The sequence below is a fragment of the Myxococcus hansupus genome (assembly GCF_000280925.3).
Taxonomy (GTDB): Bacteria; Myxococcota; Myxococcia; order Myxococcales; family Myxococcaceae; genus Myxococcus; species Myxococcus hansupus.
The window spans coordinates 1,588,995-1,606,190 of record NZ_CP012109.1; the positions used below are offsets into that span (position 1 = coordinate 1,588,995).

Consider the following 17,196-nt stretch of genomic DNA (forward strand, 5'->3'; position numbering starts at 1 on the left):
GGACTCAGCGGACCTCGACCAGCCGCACGCGCTTGTAGATGCGGCGGTCCAGTGGGAGCCGGGTGTCGATGAAGCCGAGCGCTTCATCGAACTCGAAGCTGAAGGTGGGGATGGGCGGGCTGATGGAGATGATCAGCTCGAACTCCCAGACGCTGCTGATGCGGGCCCTGCCGCCCACGGCTTCGGCGGGTGGCGGTGGCAGCTTCTCCGCCGCGGTGCGCACGTCCTTGATGGCCTCCTTGTCGACCTCGGGCTGGTGGCTGGGCTCCAGGAGCTGCACGTCGAGGAGCTGCCCCTGCGCATCCTGGACGACGCGGATGAGGGCCCGGCGCGTGGTGCGGAACTCCTGCCGCATCTGCTGCCGCATCTCCCGGCGGGCGTTGAGCGTGGGGTCCCCGGCGGTGGTGATGGGCCTGCGCCGGTCTTCCCCTGGGCCGTTCTTCGCGGCGAACGAGCCCGAAGCGCCGTAGTCCGCGGCACGCTCCATCCAGACGCGCGAGTATGCCCGGCCGCGCTCCATGCCCATGTCGAAGTAGCCCTGGAGGCCGTGCTCCTTCACGGAGCGATCGGCGTCCCACGCCTTCATCAACGCCTTGCCGAGCTGGCCGTAGTACGGATGCACGAGGCCACGGTCCACCCGGCCCCGGCCGACGCTCTCCGACACGATGTCCTCCACCAGGGCCTGGGTGGAAGGGGAGGCGTGGCGGTCCGCGACGCCCGCGTCGAGCTCGGCCACCGGCCCCTGCGCTCCGTTCGACAGGGGCGTGAGCTGCCGGGCCGCGAGCAGCAGCCGTGAGCCCGCGACCGGAATGTCGGAGGGCCGCGGCTCCACCCGTGGGATGTCCATGGGGGCCGGCTGAGACACCGTGGGCGCGGTGTCGCGTGCGAGCGGCTCGGATAGTGCCTCCGTCGCTGGAGGCTTCGTGTCGCGTGCGAGCGGCTCGGATAGTGCCTCCGTCGCTGGAGGCTCCGTGTCGCGTGCGAGCGGCTCGGATAGTGCCTCCGTCGCTGGAGGCTTCGTGTCGCGTGCGAGTGGCTCGGACGGTACCTCCGTCGCTGGAGGCTTCGTGTCGCGTGCGAGTGGCTCGGACGGTACCTCCGTCGCTGGCGGCTCCGTGTCGCGTGCGGGTGACTCGGACAGTGCCTCCGTCGCTGGGGGCTCCGTGTCGCGTGCGGGTGGCTCGGACAGCGCCTCCGTCGCTGGAGGCTCCGTGTCGTCGCGTGCGAGTGACTCGGACGTGGGCTGTGACTGAGTCGGCGTTGGGCCGCGCGCGAGCGCGGGGGCTCCGGCGGAACCTTCTCCGGTTCGGGCGCCGTGTCGCGCGCGAGCGCATCGGGCAGCGGACCTGTCGGTTGCGACGCTGTGTCGCGTGCGGGCGCCTCGGGTGTGGGTGCTGAATCTGCGGCCTGTCGCGGGGCCTCCTTGGGCGTGGGTGCCGCGTCGCGCGTCCGTGAATCAGGCTCGGGCGCCGCCTGGGCCACCGGCGCTGTATCGGCCTGCGCTTGCTCGCGAGACTCCGGCGGGGTCGCCACCTCCACATCGACCCATTCGAGGGCCGCCACCGGGGCGGGCGGGGGCGGGGGCGAAACACGCTCCCCTCCCTCCAGTACCAGCCAGAGGAGCCCATGGACGCCCAGGCTGGCGACGAGCGCGGTCAGCAGGCGTGGGGTGGGCGAGGAAGGCATGCGCCTCCATTTAACCCCGCTTTCTCGTCACGCCCTGGGAATCCGAAGGGGAGGATAGGAAACGCAACCCCGACGCGTTTACTCTTCGCGGCATCGGAGGAAGGACCCAAGGATGGCGACCTCGCTGCTCGCGACGGATGGCTACAAGTTCAGCATGGCGGAAGCGGGCTGGCCCCTCCGCCGGGAAACATTCTACTACTCGCACCGCAGGGGCGGTCTGCAGGTGATGCCGCTCGATGTGGCGGCTTTCGTCCAGTCGCTCATCCCCGAGCCCAAGGCCGAGGACTACGATTACCTCAGCCGGTACGACTACGAGATGGGCGTGGGCTTCAAGGCGGCCATCCTCCGCCGTGAGAAACTCAGCATCCGCGCCATTCCCAAGGGCGCGCTCTTCTATCCCCGCGAGCCCATCCTCACCATCAGCGGCCCGTCCGCCCTGGTGTCGTGGATGGAGCCCTTGCTGCTCCAGCTCAACTTCCGCATCCAGGTCGCCACGCTGGGGCTGTCCGACCGCGACGCCCTGGCCCGTGCGCTCGCCACCGTCACCTGCGAAGAGCAGAAGGCCATTGCCCTGGAGACGCTCGACGCGGTGGGCGTGAAGGGGGTGTCCATCACGGTGGATTCGGAGGGCTACGCGAAGCGTGTGACGGCCACCGTGAAGGAGCTGGTGGACATCGTCGAGGACCCGGCGCGCATCTTCGAGGTGGGCCTGCGCGCCGCCACCTGTCTGGAGCAGCACGAGCTGGCGCTGCGAAGCTGCAAGGACGCCGGCGTCACGCGCACCAGCAACGTGGAGGGCGCGGCCAAGCTGGGGATGATTCCCGTGGGCACCATGGGCCACGAGCACATCCAGCGGTATGGCTCGGACGACGCGGCCTTCCGGGCCATGCGCGAGCGGCGGCCCCAGCGCTCCAGCTACCTGCTGGACACCTTCGACACGCTCACCTCCGGCATCCCCGCGGCCTTCCAGCTCATCCGCGAGGAGCCGGGCAACAACGACTCCATCCGCTTCGACTCCGGCAACAAGAAGCTCCAGTACCTCTACGCGGTGACGCTGGCGCGCGACATCGGGATTCGTCCGGTGAACATCCTCGAGGACGGTCTGGACGCGGAGGCCACGCGGGAGTTCGAGGCGCTGCGCCGGCAGGTGGGCTGGGAGCCGTCCGCGCAGTTCTACGGTTACGGCGGGCACATCGTCGCGCGGACCATGGACTGCCCGCTGACGCGAGACCGCGTGGCCGCCATCTACAAGCTGTCGCGCACGGGCAACACGCCGGTGATGAAGTTCGGCAACGAACTGGCCGAGGGCAAGAAGAGCATCCCGGGCGAGCCCGTCCTCTTCCGCCGCCGTCATGGCTCGGGGCCCATCGGGCTCGTCGGGCAGTTGGGGGAGGCCGTCCCGGACGGTTACTTCCCCCTCATGGAGAGCGCGCCGGAAGCGCCGTCGCTGGTGGGCGCGTTGGAGTCGGCCAAGGAGGCCCGAGTCGCCTACACCGCCGCGACCCAGGCGCTGGTGGACGACCTGCACCGGCGACACTTCCCCCAGCAGCAGCGCTGAGCGAGGCCGACATGCGCTTGCCCATCCCCCGTTTCCACGACGAAGCCCGCGTCAGTCAGCTCCACCTGGAGCGCGGAGCGGAGGTGGCCGAGGAGGCCCTCCGTTACGCGGCCGAGCACCGCATCCGTCCCGCGCGTGAGGACGCGGTGCGGGTGGCCGCGTTCGGCATCGACGTGCAGGTGGCGTTCTGCACGCCGGGCGCCAGTCTCTTCGTGCCCGGCGCGGTGGAGGACACGCAGCGCACGTTGCGCTGGCTCTACGCGAACCTGGACCGCGTGACGGAGCTGGTCTTCTCGCTGGACACCCACCGGGCGTTCCACGTCTTTCACCCCTCCTGGTGGCGAGACGCGGAGGGCCGTCCGCCTCCGCCGCTGACGGCCATCACCGCGGGGGACGTGCGGTCGGGTCGGTGGCGGGCCACGCGCTTCCACGAGGAGAGCCTCGCCTACTGCGAGCAACTCGAGGCGAGCGGCCGGTACGTGCTCACCGTCTGGCCCTTCCACGCGATGCTCGGCGGTTTGAGCCACGCGCTGGTGCCGTCCATGTTCGAGGCGAGCCTCTTCCACGCGCTGGTCCGCGACGTGCCCACGCACTTCGAACTCAAGGGCGAGCACCCGCTCACGGAGAACTACTCCGTGCTGTCGCCCGAGGTGACGGAGGTGAAGGGGCAGACGGTGGGGGCGTTCAACACGCGCCTCTTCGACCACCTGATGTCCTTCGACCGCGTCTACGTGTTCGGGCAGGCCAGCTCGCACTGCGTGCTCAACACGCTGCTGGACCTGCGCCGTCACATCGAGCGGACGGACCCCTCGAAGATGGGGCGCGTCTACATCCTGGAGGACGCGATGAGCCCGGTGCCCGCGCCCCCGTTGGAGCCGCTGCCGCCCTCGCTGGACTTCCCCCGGCTGGCGCGCGAGGCGCTCAGCGAGTTCCAGGCGGCGGGCATGCGGGTGGTGCGGACCACGGACGGAGTGGACGTCGGCACGTAGCGACGGGTGAAGCTGCTCGACGGACCTGGAGGGTCCTGGCGGCGGCGAAAGCCAGCAGGGCGTCGTCGCCCTGCGGCCTCACTGCCTTGAGCCCAGGAGGGCTCCAGCGTCCCTCGGGGCACCCTGGAGTGCTAGGGTGGAGGCGCTGGACGCGGGACGTGGAAACGATTGCCGGGTGGGTACGCCCACGTACGCAGCGTGTGTTAGCATTCCCCGTTCGTTCCCGGCGAGGCTGGGACCTCCGCGTCGGTGAAGGGGGAGTCATGGCCGCTTCTATCAATCCGTCCGCGTTCAAGGTGCAGGTCGGGGCACACGGCGTCGACGCTCTCTTCGTCACGGGCGTCTCAGGCACCGAGGCGTTGAGCCACCTCTTCGACTTCCGGGTGGACTTCTTCGCTCGCGATGGCGAACCCCTCGACACCACCGAACTGGTGGGCAAGGACGCGCTCCTCACCATCTCCATCCGCGACAGCGCGCCTCGCCAGGTGCACGGCTGGGTCCGGGAGGTGGAGTCGCTGGGGATGAAGACGGGCCGCCGCCGCTACCGCGCGCACGTGGTGCCCAAGCTGTGGCGCCTCACGCAGCAGCACCGCAGCCGCATCTTCCAGCACAAGTCCGTGCCGGAAATCCTCAAGGACGTCCTGGGCGAAGCGGGCGTGAAGACGCGGCAGGCGCTGTCGGGAACCTATGCGTCCCGTGACTACTGCGTGCAGTACCGCGAGAGCGACTTCGCCTTCATCAGCCGGTTGATGGAGTGGGAAGGCATCTTCTACTTCTTCGAGCACTCCGAAGACGGGCACACGCTGGTGCTGGGCGACAAGCCCAGCGCGCATGCGCCGCTGCCGCAGGGCGCGCGGCTTCCGCTGCGCCCCCACCTGGGCAAGGAAGTGGTGGACGGGGAGTACCTCTCCTCGCTGGAGCTGGTGCATCGCCTGCGGCCCGGCGCCGTGCACGTGAAGGACTTCGACTTCGAGAAGCCCAGCCTGGACATCTCCGGCAAGGCGAATGCCCCCGAGGGAGTCACCGCGCTGGAGCTCTACGAGTACCCGGCGGGTTACGTGGAGCCGGGCGTGGGCAAGGCCACGTCGAACGTCCGCTCCGAAGCGGCCAGCATGGGCGGGCGGACGTTGTCGGGGCAGGGCGTGGCGCCGCGCCTGACGCCGGGCTTCCTGTTGGAAGTGCAGGCCCCGGAGGACGGCACCTTCGCGGGGGAGTACCTGGTCACCGAGGTGACGCACTCCGGCACGCAGCCGGAAGTCACGCCGGACAGCGAGGCGCTCCAGGGCGTCTACCGCAATCAGTATCAGTTGCTGCCCAAGGCCGTGCCCTATCGCCCCCGGCGTCTGACGCCGCTGCCGCAGATCGCCGGCCCGCAGACGGCCACGGTGGTGGGACCCGCGGGTGAGGAGATTCACACCGACGGGCACGGGCGCATCAAGGTGCAGTTCCACTGGGACCGAGCGGGCAAGCGCGACGACAAGGCGTCGTGCTGGGTCCGCGTGGGGCAGCCCTGGGGCGGCCCCGCCTGGGGTGACGTGTGGCTGCCGCGCATCGGCCAGGAGGTGGTGGTGCGCTTCCTGGAGGGTGACCCGGACCGTCCGCTGGTGGCGGGGGCCGTCTACAACGGCGCCAACACGGTGCCGTACGGCCTGCCCGGCGAGAAGACGAAGTCCACGCGCAAGAGCGCCTCCAGCCTGGGCAGCGACGGCTTCAACGAGGTCCGGGTGGAGGACGCCACGGGCCAGGAAGAGGTCTTCACGCACGCGCAGAAGGACGAAGACCTGCTGACGGAGAACGACAAGGACCAGCAGGTGCGGGGCTACGAGGACCTGCTGGTGAAGAAGGACCGCAAGCGCACGGTGGAGGGCAACCAGGAGCTCCGCGTGGGCGCGGACGACGTGAGCATCGTGGAGAAGAACCAGACGCTCCTGGTGCAGGGCAACCGCTCCTCCACGACGACGCAGTCCCACTCCGAGGAGGTGGAGGGCAACCAGGTGATGACGGTGGGCGGCAACCTCACCGGGCTGGTGCTCCAGGGCGCCATGGAGAACGTGGGCGCGGCGAAGGCCACCACCATTGGCGGTGCCTACAGCGTCAACGTGGCGCTGGCCTACAACGAGGCCACGGGCGGGGCGCGGGCGCTGCAAGTCGGCGCGGCGCACACCGAGCACGTGCTGGGCGTGCGGCAGGAGACGGTGGCCAAGGACAAGACGGTGGACGTGGGCGGCGGGTGGGACCTGCGGACCAAGGGCCAGCTCACGTTGACCATTGGCAAGGACTGGGACGAGGACATCGGCAAGAAGACGGGCATCTTCGTCACCGACGTCATGGCCGGCCTGTCCAAGAAGTTCGAGCTGAAGGCGGACACCTTCTCGCTCATCGTCGGGGACAACCTCATCCTCAAGATGGAGAAGTCCGGCAAGGTGACGTTCGCGCTCAAGACGCTCACCGTCGACGGCAAGGAAGTGAAGATCAAGGGCGCGAAGGTGAAGATGGAGGCGGCGGGTTCGCTCAAGAGCGACAAGCGCAAGGCCGAGGAGCTGGAGCACTTGAAGGACCCGGACCCCCTCAACGTCGAGTTCACCCTCAAGGACATCAACGGCAAGCCCGTGAAGGATCAGCCCTTCGAGCTGCACATGCCCGACGGCAGCATCAAGAAGGGCAACGTGGACGGGAGCGGGAAGGCGGTGGTGGAGAAGGTGCCACCCGGCGACTACCGCGTCGTCTTTCCGGAGATGTCAGGCCGCATCAACAAGGGTTCCTGAGGCGGAACGGCCCGCGCGGGCACACGCGCCAAATCGGATAGGCCAACGATGGAAACGTACGTCGTCAAGGACGGGGACTCTCCCGACGCGATTGCCCAGAAGTACGGGTTCAAGGAATGGAAGCTCATCTACGAGCATCCGGACAACGGCGCCTTGCGCGCCACGCGCGGCGCGAACGAAATCAAGGCGGATGACCGGGTCCTCATCCCGGACCTGCCGGAGAACAACATCTCCGCCGGAGGGCCGCAGGCCCTCATCGCCACGTCGGGAAGGCCCCTGGTGCTGCCGCCCGTCCACTTCGACGCGCACATGCACATCATGAGCGGCAACTGCACGCCCATGCCCGCCATCGTCCAGATGATGAAGGACAAGGGGCTGGGGTGGGCCATCGACACGGGCACCAGCCGCACCGCCGTCAACCGCCTGGGCTGGTGGGTGGCGCGCGTGCCGTTCGGGCTCGCGCCAGAGATTGGTGACCTGTCGCACCGCACCACGTTGCGCATCGGGCAGGAGGCGGTGCGGCTGAGCAACAGCCTCGTGGTGGACGAAATCAGGGTCGCGGCCACCGGGATGGGCGGCGCGACGACGTACGAGGTCCCCGCGACCTTCCGCAGCTATCCTTCCTCGAAGGGGCACTACGAGGCGCGCAAGTCCTACCTGGGCATGTCCGTGGTGCTCACCATGGACATGGATTACTGCCACCTGGATGGCTACCAGGGCGAGCCTGTCTACAGCACCGAGTCGACCGAGGACGGCCCGCGAATCACCTACCGGTGGCGCACGGATTCGCACAAGGAGGGCGAGAAGATCGTCGCCAGCTCCTCGGAAGTGGACCTCCACGAGACGTGGACGCGGCAGATGCTGCACACCGCGCGCGCCGCGGCGGAGAACCCCTTCCGGCTGCTGCCGATGTATCACTTCGAGCCTCGCCGCTACATCAAGAGCGCCAAGAAGGAGACCCCCTTCTCCAAGGTGGTGACGGCCTCGCAGGCCGCGCCCTTCCTGGGCTTCAAGATGTATTCGCCGCAGGGCTACATGCCCGTGGAGCGGCACTCGCAGGTGAAGGGCGTCCTGAGCTGGTTCTTCGGGGAGTGCGAGAAGAAGGACATCCCCATCATGACCCACTGCACCCCAGCGGGTTTCTACACGCACGAGCGGCGCTTCTACCTGGACAACGAGCCGGACGAGGCCATCCGCAAGGACGCGAAGTACGCGCCCGACCGGGAGAAGCTCGAGGCCGCGGACAAGGCCATCTACCAGGCGCGCGAGCACCTCAAGGAGGTGGAGGACAGTTGGGTGAGGCGGAACATCCCGCTGAACGTCCGCCGCGCGAAGGGCGCCATCGAGGATGCGATTGAAGCGCGCGAGGCGGTGCTGAACCCGGGCCGGATGCGCTACTTCTACGAGAACTACGTGCACCCGGAGGCGTGGCGGCCGCTGCTCAAGTCGCACCCGAAGCTGCGGCTGTGTCTGGCGCACTTCGCCAGCGACGGGAGCTTCTGGAACTGGCGCAAGGGGCTGACCGTCACCACGGACGGGCAGAAGATTGTCTACGACAAGAGTTGGATTGGCTCCATCATCGAGCTGTGCAACGAGTACGAGAACTTCTACACGGACATCTCGTACCTGGACTTGATGGATGGCGAGAAGTGGAAGCTGCTCGCTGACATCCTCAAGAAGCACCCGTGGATGTTGAAGAAGGTCATGTTCGGCACCGACTGGTACATGATCACCGCCGAGCCCGTGGCCTATGCGGACTGGTACAGCCGTACGCTGCGTGGCCTGGAGTTCATCCAGAAGGAGCTCCCCACACAGGTGAACCTCTTCACCCAGTTCGCCACCGTCAATCCGACGCGCTTCTACCGGTTGATGGAGGTCGCCCCGAAGATGAAGGAGGGGCTGAAGACGCTCCAGGGCCGCCTGGACATCAAGGGCACGCCGGTGGACCTGCTCGAGGACAACTTCACGACGCTGATGCGGCTGCAGAGTCCCCTGGAGCAGCTCGACAAGGCCGGCGGATTGGCCAGCGGCCCGATTCACTACACCGCTTCTTCGAAGCCGAAGTAGGAGCGCCCGTTCATGGATTCCAAGCCCACGCCGAATCAAGCCGGAGGCGCCGCGCCCGGGAGCAAGGACCCGCTCCTGTTGACGCCCGGCATGCCTGGGCCCGCCGCGCCCAGCCGCCTGCGCTCGCCCTTCCCGTGGAACAAGGTGGCGCTGCTCACGGCCATCCCCGAGCCGGACTCGGTGGCCGTCATCACCCTGGACGACAAGCTGTGGCGGCTGAAAATCGAGGGCAACGAGGTCCGCCGCATCGAGCTGGATGATGAGTATCTGGAGCAGGCGTCCGGTGGCGAGCTGCACCCGCTGCTTCCGCCGTCGCCCACGCAGCTTGCGTATCTGCAGACGCGGCGGCTGGTCATCTACGACTTGAAGTGGCAGCAGGCCAAGACGTGGTCCCTGGCGGGCACGTTGGAGGAGGTGGCTTCTCGTGGCGGGTGGGTGTCCACCGAGCCGCCCGTGTTGGCGGTGGAGCTGGAGGACACCACGAACTTCCTCACTGAGGACCGCATCGACTTTCGGCTGCGCACGTGGCGCCTGAATGGCGACAAGCGCGCGCAACTGGGCATGCTGGAGCTGGGCTCCGTCGTCGGCGCGGTGAAGTGGGACGCGGGCGCGGGGCTGATTGCGGTGCAGCGGCCCGGCGCGCCGCTGGAGCTGTATGGGCCTGATTTGGGCAAGCCGCAGCCGGAGCACCCGCTGGCGCTCGCGCTGCGCAAGCTGTTGGTGGATGGCTTGACGGTGCAGTCGTTGCGGCTGCATCACTCGCTGCCAGTGGCGCTGGTGGCGCTGGGCCGGGACGCGGTGCCCAAGCGGGAGGAAGGGAAGCCGCCGCCCGAGGAGCCGGGCATCTGGCGGGTGTCGTGGGAAGGCTCGGCGGTGACGGCGCGGGTGGCGCGTTATGCCTCGGGCGAGTCGTTGAGCCTGGGGGCGTTGTCGCCCGAGCACGACTGGGTTCACTACCGCGTGACGGATGCGTCGGGGAAGAACCCGCACCTGTACGTGCAGCAGGTGGCCGCTGCCCTGAAGCCGCCTCTGGCGTTGGGGCCCGTGCCGGAGTCCGGCGCGGCGCTGCTGTGGACAGGAGGCGCGACGTCGCTCGTCATGTACGACGGGACGAAGGACACGCTGGTGCAGTGGAAGCTGGCAGGTGCCGCGCCCGCGAAGCCGCCCGCGTCGACCAAGCCGGACGGCAAGTAATCGCCGTGCGGTCCGGCGCGCCGCGACGCGCGCGGAGGCTCCGTTCAGCGCGCCTTGAGGTGCAGGGCGGCCATCGCGAGCCGCTCAAGCGCGCCTCGCGCGGAGGTTCAGCTCAGCGTGCCTTGATGTGCAGCGCGTCCCGTCGCGAGCCGCTCAAGTGTCTATCGCTAAGCGACACGTCGTAATGGGCGCACGGGTCAGCGCGCCTTGAGGTGCAGGGCGGCGCGAGTCGCCCAAGTCCCATCGCTAAGCGACACGTCGTATGGGCGCGGCTCAGCGCGCATCGATGCGCTGGGCGGCCCACCGTGAGCCGCTCAAGCGCCCCTCGCGCGGCGGCTCCGCTCAGCGCGCCTTGAGGCGCTGTGCCGCCCATCGCGCCGCGGCCTCGCACAGTGTCGTCGCGGCGTCTTCACCGGGGCGTGCCTGTGAGGCCAGCTCCACCACCTCGTGGAACAGGTCCAACTCCAGGCCCTCGTCGCGGCGCACCTGCCCGGCGAAGAGCACCACCGGCGTGCCGTGCTCGCGCGCGAGCCGGGCGATGCCACCCGGCCCCTTGCCCAGCGACGTCTGCCGGTCGAAGCGCCCCTCGCCCGTGAGCACCACGTCCGCCATCAGCACGCGCCGCTCCAGCCCGAGCGCACGCGACACCAGCTCATAGCCAGGAACCAGCCGCGCCCCAGCGAGCGCCAACAACCCAAAGCCGAATCCACCCGCGGCCCCTGCACCGGGCCAGCCCGCCGATGTCTCACCCAGCACCCCGGCCACATGCGCCAGCGCCGCTTCCAGCGCCTCGACATCCGCCGCGTCCGCGCCTTTCTGCGGACCGAAGAGCCGCGCGGCGCCATCTGGCCCCAGCAGCGGCGACGTGACATCCGTTGCACCCAGCAGCTCCACCGCGCCCAGCCGTGGATGCCGCGCGCTCGCATCCACCGTGGCGAGCCGAGCCAACGCCGCGCCACCTGGGGGCAGCGGCTGCCCCGCCGCGTCCAGGAAGCGGAAGCCCAGCGCACTGAGCGCGCCCGTGCCCGCGTCCGTGGTGGCGCTGCCACCCAGCCCGACAATCAGCCGCTCGCAGCCCGACTCCAGGGCCGCGCGCATCAGCTCGCCCGTGCCGTAGGTGGACGCGTTCCGCGCGTCGCGGGACTCGGGCGGCAGCAGCGACAGGCCGGAGGCTGCGGCCATCTCCACCACCGCGGTGCGGCCGTTCTCCACGAGCGCCCAGTGGGCTTCCACTGGCGCGCCGAGCGGCCCCCGCACCACGAGCGAGTGACGTTCACCCCGCAGCCCGGTGAGGAGCGCGTCCACCGTCCCGGGCCCGCCGTCCGCCAGCGGTGCCACGTCCAGGACCACCTCCGGAGAGGACTCGCGGAGGCCCTGGGCCATGGCTTCGGCGGCCTCCGCGGCGGTCAGTGTTCCCTTGAATTCCTGCGGTGCAACGAGCCAACGAGGAGAAATCACGATGAAGGGCTTGGCGTTTTCTGAGGTGTCCAGGGAACTCCAGAAGGCCAGGGGACCCATACCGCGTCCTGCACCTGCGAGAGCCCCCACCCCTGGCATACCACTCCCAGCGTCATTCCCACTCCTGGGGTGATGCGTGTTTCATCACTTCGATGTTTCAACGAGGTCGCTGCGACGTGAATTCCTGCAAAGACTTGAGTTTAAGTATTGGAATTCAAGTTTTCTCTGCGTCGCGCCAAGCCTCCGCATGCCAGTCCAGCAGGGGCCGAGGGGCCTTCAGCGAAGGGGCCACGCGCTGGGACACGCGCTCCAGCCGCTCCAGCAGCGTGGCCACCATCTCCGCGGGCTGGCGCGCCGGTCCGCGGATGCGCTCGCAGAAGAAGGTCCGGCAGCCGAAAGGCCGGTCCGCGTACACCGAGCAGCGCAGGCCGGTGGCGTCCAGGTAGGGGCAGCCCCCATCCGCGCGAGGGGGCGGCAGCGGACGGCCGCGCGACAGCAGCTCCCATTCGGGCTGCCACAGCCAGGGCTGCCGCCGGGTGACGGCGAGCTGGCAGCACTCGCCGCTGGCCGGGCAGGAGTAGGGCGCATAGGCCGCGTCCGCCTGGCGGTAGACGGCGCGCACTTCCTTCAGGGCGCGTTCCCGCTCGCGGGTGCCGCCTCGGGGGGCGTCGTCTTCCTCGTCCCAGTCGTCCCGCGTCCGCATGGCCGTGGCCTCAGAGCACCCGGAGCACGAAGCACTTCAGGTAGCGCGTCTCGCGCAGGTTGAGCAGCACGGGGTGGTCCCGGCCGGCGCCACGGCGCTCGATGATTTGCACGCGGCGGCGGGCGTCCGCGGCGGCGGAGGCGAGCATGTCCTCGAAGCCCTGTTCGTCCACGTGGTACGTGCAGCTCGCGGAGATGAGGATGCCGCCGGGCCGCAGGAGCTGCATGGCGCGGAGGTTGATTTCCTTGTACCCGCGCACCGCGGCGGGGATGGCGTCCTTGTTCTTCGCGAAGGACGGCGGGTCCAGGACGATGGTGTCGAAGCGCTTGCCGTCGTCCACCGCGTCGCGGAGGAAGTCGAAGGCGTTGGCCACCACCACGTCCAGGTTGCTCAGCTTGTTGGCCTCGGCGTTCTCCCGAAGCTGCGCGGAGGCCGCTTCCGAGATTTCAATCGCGGTGACGTGCTTGGCCCGCGTGGCGAGCTGGAGCGCGAAGCCGCCGACGTACGAGAAGCAGTCCAGCGCCTCGCCGTGGGCGTACTGCGAGGCCATGACGTGGTTCTCCCGCTGGTCCAGGAAGGCGCCCGTCTTCTGGCCCTCCAGCAGGTCCGCGCGCATCTTCACCAGGCCCTCGTCGAAGGACACGGGGCCGGGGCGCTCGCCACGCAGCACGCCCTTCTCCGGGACGAGCCCCTCCAGGTTGCGCACGCCCACGTCGGAGCGGTTGATGATGCCGCGCGGGTTGAACTGGGCCTGGAGCAGGTCGGCGATGAGCTCCTTGCGCTGCTCCATGGCGGGGACCAGGAACTGCGCGCTGAGGAAGTCGCCGTAGCGGTCCACCACCAGGCCGGGCAGGCCGTCCGCCTCGCCATGCACCAGCCGGTACGTCTTCTCCCCCGGCAGCGCGAGCTTGCGCAGGCTCTCCGCGGCCAACAGCCGCTCGCGGAAGAAGTCGGCGTCCACCGCGACGTCGTCGAAGCTGAGCCAGCGCAGGGAAATCTTCGAGTGCTTCGAATAGAAGGCCTTGCCCAGGAACCAGCCCCGGCTGTCCGTCACCCGCACCACCTCGCCGCCGGCCAGGCCCGGGTCGCCGTTGAGGTCCGCGCGGTAGATCCACGGGTGGCCGCCCTGCCAGCGCTCCACGCCGCGGCGCAGCAAGGAGACCTGGGGGAGTCCATCCGGGCCCAGCTCGGGCTCCGTGCGGTCCGGGGCGGGCTTCTCGGGGCGGGCGTGGGGACGGCCCCGGCCTTGGGGCGGAGCGGGAGGCCGGGAGGCGCCTCGATGCGGGCGGGGAGGCTTGGAAGAGGTGGGCATGGCGTTCGCGGCGTATACTCGCAACCCGCGTGAGATACGAGTTGCTCCTCCAGACGATGACGCCGGGCACGCCTTACGAGGCTGCGCGGGTGGATGCCCTCCTTTCCCAGAAGGGCGCGACCGCCCGGCCGGATGGTGTGCGCAGGTGGTCCTTCAAACACGGCGACGTCGAAATCGGCGAGCTGCGTGAAGGGGGCCAGGTCGTGGCCACCGAGCTGCGCGTTCCCCTCTCCGACCGCACGGACCTGGTCCGCGAGGTGCTCGCGGAGGCGGTGAAGCTGGCCACCGAGGCGGGCGCCCGGCTGGTGGACCCCCAGTTGGGCCGCCCGCTGACCACCCAGGACGATTCCAGCGTGCTGGAGCAGTACGTCCGGACCGCGCGCTATGCGGGCGAGGTGGCCGGCATGCCCGACGCGCTCGGCGCCGGCAGCTACGCCATGGAGTCGTCCACGACGTCCACGGGCTTCCAGCTCTCCGGGCGCTTCCTGCTCATCGCCATTGGCATCCTGGTGGCCCTGTACCTGGTGGTCGACTCGATGGTGGGCCAGTTGGGCGGACGCTGACACGGAGGCGGGGGACCGGGACTTGCGCCGTCCGGTTCTCCAGCACGCACACTCCCGAAGGGTTACCTTGGGAGCGTGTTCAGACTTCTGCTCATCACCTGCATCGTCTTGCCCATCCTCGAGCTGTATCTGCTCCTGGCCATTGGCCGGCAGATAGGGCCCTTGCCCACGCTTGCCTGGGTGCTGGTGTCGGGCATGGTGGGCGCCGCGCTGTCACGGCGGGAGAGTCGGCGGGTGCTGCGCCAGGCGCGTGAGGCCATGGCGCGAGGCCAGGTGCCCGAGGAAGGCCTCCTCAGCGGCGTGCTGGTGCTGGCGGGCGGCGTGCTGCTCATCATCCCCGGCGTCATCACTGACGTGACGGGCCTGCTGTTGCTGCTGCCCCCCGTGCGCCGCCTCATCTCCGCGCGTGTGCGCCGGACCCTGGAGCGCAAGATGCGGGACGGCTCGATGCACGTCACCTCCTTCGGGGGTGGTGCCTTCGGGGGCGGCTTCCACACCTCGGTCGGCGGGCCCTTTCCAGGCGGCCCCGTGCCTCGCACGCCCTACACCCGCGCCATCGAGGAGGACGCGGGCGCCCCGGCCCGGCGCCCCCAGGAGCCGCAGGCGGAGGTGGACGCGGAGTTCACGGAAGAGGGCCCCGGCCGGAGGAGCTGAGCCGTCCGCGCGTGCGTCAACCGCCGCGCGAACCCAGGCTGCCGACGCTGGCTTGCAGCGTGGTGGAGCCGGTGCGCCACGGACGCGCCTGGTCCCGTATCCAACTGCCGATGCGGGCCACCAGCGCGCATCCCAGGAGCAAGCCCACGCCAATGCTCAGGGCGGGCAGCAGTCCCAGCGTGGGACCCACGCGGCTGGACAGGCCCGAGTAGCTGGCCCAGCCGTACACGATGGGCAGGTGCAGGACGTAGATCCACAGCGACAGGCGGCCCAGGGGGGCCAGCGTCCCACTGACGCGCTGGGGCAGCAGGTTCACGATGCCGAGCACCAGCAGACCCTGTCCCACGCGGTAGGCGACGAGCCAGGCGCTGGAGGGGCCCCAATCGGCCTCCTGACCGCGCATGACCCAGATGAGGCCGCCGCCGAGCACCACCAGCGCCAGCCCCTGCGTCCAGCCCGGGCGCAGCACATTCAGCAGGTGCGCGGCGAGGGCGCCCGCGAAGAAGTAGCTGGCCCAGGGGAAGAAGGGGAAGCGGCTGGTGCCGCCGCTGCCGATGAACTGGCGCAGCGGGCCGGGGAGTCCTTCACCCAGGGACCACATCGTCGACGACACCAGCGGCAGGGCCACCGCCAACGCCACCAGCACCACGGTGCGGCCCCATCGGACCGGGGCCAGGGCGAGCAGCGTGGCGCCGAAGAGCAACGCGAAGCCGATGCACTGGAGCGCGTCGAAGGTGAGCACCGTCGTCAGCATCTTCTCGGTCCACCCCATGTGCCGCACGGCGGACCAGCCGGGCCAGTGCACGAGGTATCCCAGGAAGATGAGCAGGAGCGCGCGGCGCAGCCGCTTCCCGTAGGTGTCCCGCGCCGCGGTGGGCCGGGAGCCCAACGCCGCCACCACCGCCCAGCCGCTGACCAGCAGGAACAGCGGCGCGGTGATGCCGCGGAAGGTCCAGTACGTCTGGACCCAAGGGTGTGCGCGAACCGCCGGCGCCAGCAGCGCGTCCAGCGTGTGGCCCACGACCATCGCCAGCACGGCGAGCCCGCGGGCGCCGTCGAGGCCCGGATGCCGGGTCTCTCGTTTCTGGAACGTGAAGGAAGGGCCGAGCTGACTCACGAGGTCTCCAGCATAGGCCGTGACTCGGGCCACGTCTCGAAAACGCATGAACGCGTCAGGCCCTCCTTCACGGAGAGACAGGACACCGGGACGGGTCGTGTGGTGCTACAGGGAGGGACATGCGCCTGCCTGGATACCTGTCATTCGGCCTGTGGCTTGCCGTGCTGTCTGCTCCCGCCGCGCGCGCGGCCTCCGGAGATGAGTGGTTCGGGCCCGACAAGCCCAAGCACTTCGCCGCGTGTTTCGTCCTCGCGGGCGCGGGTTACGGCGGGGGCGCGCTGCTCTTCGATGAGCCCTATGCGCGCTGGCTCACGGGCGCCGGGCTCGCGATGGGCGTGGGCGTGGGCAAGGAGCTGTACGACCTGGGCCGCGGCACGACGTTCTCCACGAAGGACCTGGCGTGGGACGCGATTGGGACGGCGTCCGGGCTCGCGGTGTCATACGCGGTGGACCGGCTCTTCTTCCGTGGTTCCTCATCGCCGGAGGTGGCGCGGCGCGGCTCAGGGTTCCGTCGTCTCCCGGTGCGCGTCGTCCACGGGCTCGGAGGGGGGGAGGTCCGGGGCGCTCTCGCCTCGCGCCTGGCGTTCGACGAGCTGTACCAGCTCCTCGCGTTGCAGCCGCGGGTCCACCGTCACCAGGGCGCCACCCCGGCCGGTGGCGCTGGTGACGAGCACGGTGACCTTGCCGCGCGGGCACTGGTTCATGCAGCCGGAGGGCATCACGCGGACGTGTTCGCCCAGGCCGCGGTCGGTGAGGGTGCCCTGGAGCCATCTCGGCAGGTCCATCCCACCGGAGCGGGCGCCGCCCTTCACGAGGCACTTCCGGCAGACGAGCACCTCCACGTCCTCCACCGGTCCACCGACGCTGTCGTCCTGCATCCATCCTCCTGGGAGTTGTCGTCACCGCGCGCCGCCGGGGCGGTCCTCCTGCCCGATGATGCCCCGGTGGCCGCTGTCCGCGCGCCCGCCGTCCTGTTGGCTGGCGCACGGCAATCGCCTGAGACGTGGAGGTAGCGCGCTGTCGGGAATCCCGCAGGCGCCGTCGGCTGTCCGGGTGCTCTCCGAGGGGGGATGCACCCCGGTGGCTGATAGGTTCGGAAAGCGGGCGTGCGGGGATGTCACGTCGCGGCA

At 69.7% G+C, this 17,196-nt stretch carries 14 protein-coding genes; 9 read left to right on the top strand and 5 right to left on the bottom strand.

Translation table 11 applies throughout. The features are described from left to right. Positions 1-4: 4 nt before the first annotated feature. Positions 5-847, bottom strand: a complete 843-nt coding sequence (locus A176_RS06600; RefSeq protein WP_226994220.1) for an energy transducer TonB family protein — start codon at positions 845-847, stop codon at positions 5-7. A 172-nt stretch (positions 848-1,019) separates the two neighbouring features. Between A176_RS06600 and A176_RS40855 the strand changes: the two genes are divergently transcribed. The 6 genes from A176_RS40855 (at position 1,020) to A176_RS06625 (ending at position 10,259) form a co-directional block, all read left to right on the top strand. After that, positions 1,020-1,253 carry a hypothetical protein gene (locus A176_RS40855; protein ID WP_002634333.1) on the top strand — a complete coding sequence of 78 codons (234 nt, stop codon included), beginning with the start codon at positions 1,020-1,022 and terminating at the stop codon, positions 1,251-1,253. Positions 1,254-1,798: 545 nt separating this feature from the next. Continuing rightward, positions 1,799-3,244, top strand: coding sequence for a nicotinate phosphoribosyltransferase (locus tag A176_RS06605; RefSeq protein ID WP_002634332.1), 1,446 nt, complete (start codon positions 1,799-1,801; stop codon positions 3,242-3,244). A gap of 11 nt (positions 3,245-3,255) precedes the next feature. Continuing rightward, positions 3,256-4,233, top strand: coding sequence for a cysteine hydrolase family protein (locus A176_RS06610; RefSeq protein WP_002634331.1), 978 nt, complete (start codon positions 3,256-3,258; stop codon positions 4,231-4,233). A 263-nt stretch (positions 4,234-4,496) separates the two neighbouring features. Further along, positions 4,497-6,998 (top strand): type VI secretion system Vgr family protein, encoded by a 2,502-nt coding sequence (tssI, locus tag A176_RS06615; protein ID WP_002634330.1) that lies wholly within the window; start codon positions 4,497-4,499, stop codon positions 6,996-6,998. Between the two features lie 48 nt (positions 6,999-7,046). After that, positions 7,047-9,065, top strand: coding sequence for an amidohydrolase family protein (locus A176_RS06620; protein ID WP_002634329.1), 2,019 nt, complete (start codon positions 7,047-7,049; stop codon positions 9,063-9,065). A gap of 12 nt (positions 9,066-9,077) precedes the next feature. Then, positions 9,078-10,259 (top strand): hypothetical protein, encoded by a 1,182-nt coding sequence (locus A176_RS06625; protein WP_002634328.1) that lies wholly within the window; start codon positions 9,078-9,080, stop codon positions 10,257-10,259. Positions 10,260-10,601: 342 nt separating this feature from the next. Here the strand turns inward: A176_RS06625 and A176_RS06630 are convergent, their stop codons facing one another. From A176_RS06630 to A176_RS06640, 3 genes are all read right to left on the bottom strand, one after another. Beyond that, positions 10,602-11,717, bottom strand: a complete 1,116-nt coding sequence (locus A176_RS06630) for a glycerate kinase (RefSeq protein WP_044889596.1) — start codon at positions 11,715-11,717, stop codon at positions 10,602-10,604. A gap of 214 nt (positions 11,718-11,931) precedes the next feature. Continuing rightward, entirely contained in the window at positions 11,932-12,420 is a 489-nt protein-coding gene (locus A176_RS06635; protein WP_002634326.1) for a YkgJ family cysteine cluster protein, read from the bottom strand. 10 nt (positions 12,421-12,430) lie between these two features. Then, positions 12,431-13,732, bottom strand: coding sequence for a class I SAM-dependent rRNA methyltransferase (locus tag A176_RS06640; protein ID WP_002634325.1), 1,302 nt, complete (start codon positions 13,730-13,732; stop codon positions 12,431-12,433). A gap of 29 nt (positions 13,733-13,761) precedes the next feature. On the opposite strand from A176_RS06640, the gene A176_RS06645 reads away from it, so the two are divergent. Together A176_RS06645 and A176_RS06650 are read left to right on the top strand one after the other, a co-directional pair. Beyond that, positions 13,762-14,295 carry a hypothetical protein gene (locus tag A176_RS06645; protein ID WP_044889564.1) on the top strand — a complete coding sequence of 178 codons (534 nt, stop codon included), beginning with the start codon at positions 13,762-13,764 and terminating at the stop codon, positions 14,293-14,295. Between the two features lie 75 nt (positions 14,296-14,370). After that, positions 14,371-14,949, top strand: coding sequence for an FxsA family protein (locus A176_RS06650; RefSeq protein WP_002634323.1), 579 nt, complete (start codon positions 14,371-14,373; stop codon positions 14,947-14,949). A 16-nt stretch (positions 14,950-14,965) separates the two neighbouring features. Here A176_RS06650 and A176_RS06655 read toward each other — a convergent pair whose 3' ends face one another. Continuing rightward, positions 14,966-16,114: an acyltransferase family protein gene (locus A176_RS06655; protein WP_002634321.1), complete on the bottom strand. Its 1,149-nt coding sequence runs from the start codon at positions 16,112-16,114 to the stop codon at positions 14,966-14,968. A gap of 71 nt (positions 16,115-16,185) precedes the next feature. On the opposite strand from A176_RS06655, the gene A176_RS06660 reads away from it, so the two are divergent. After that, positions 16,186-17,079: a YfiM family lipoprotein gene (locus A176_RS06660; protein ID WP_226994221.1), complete on the top strand. Its 894-nt coding sequence runs from the start codon at positions 16,186-16,188 to the stop codon at positions 17,077-17,079. Positions 17,080-17,196: the final 117 nt, after the last annotated feature.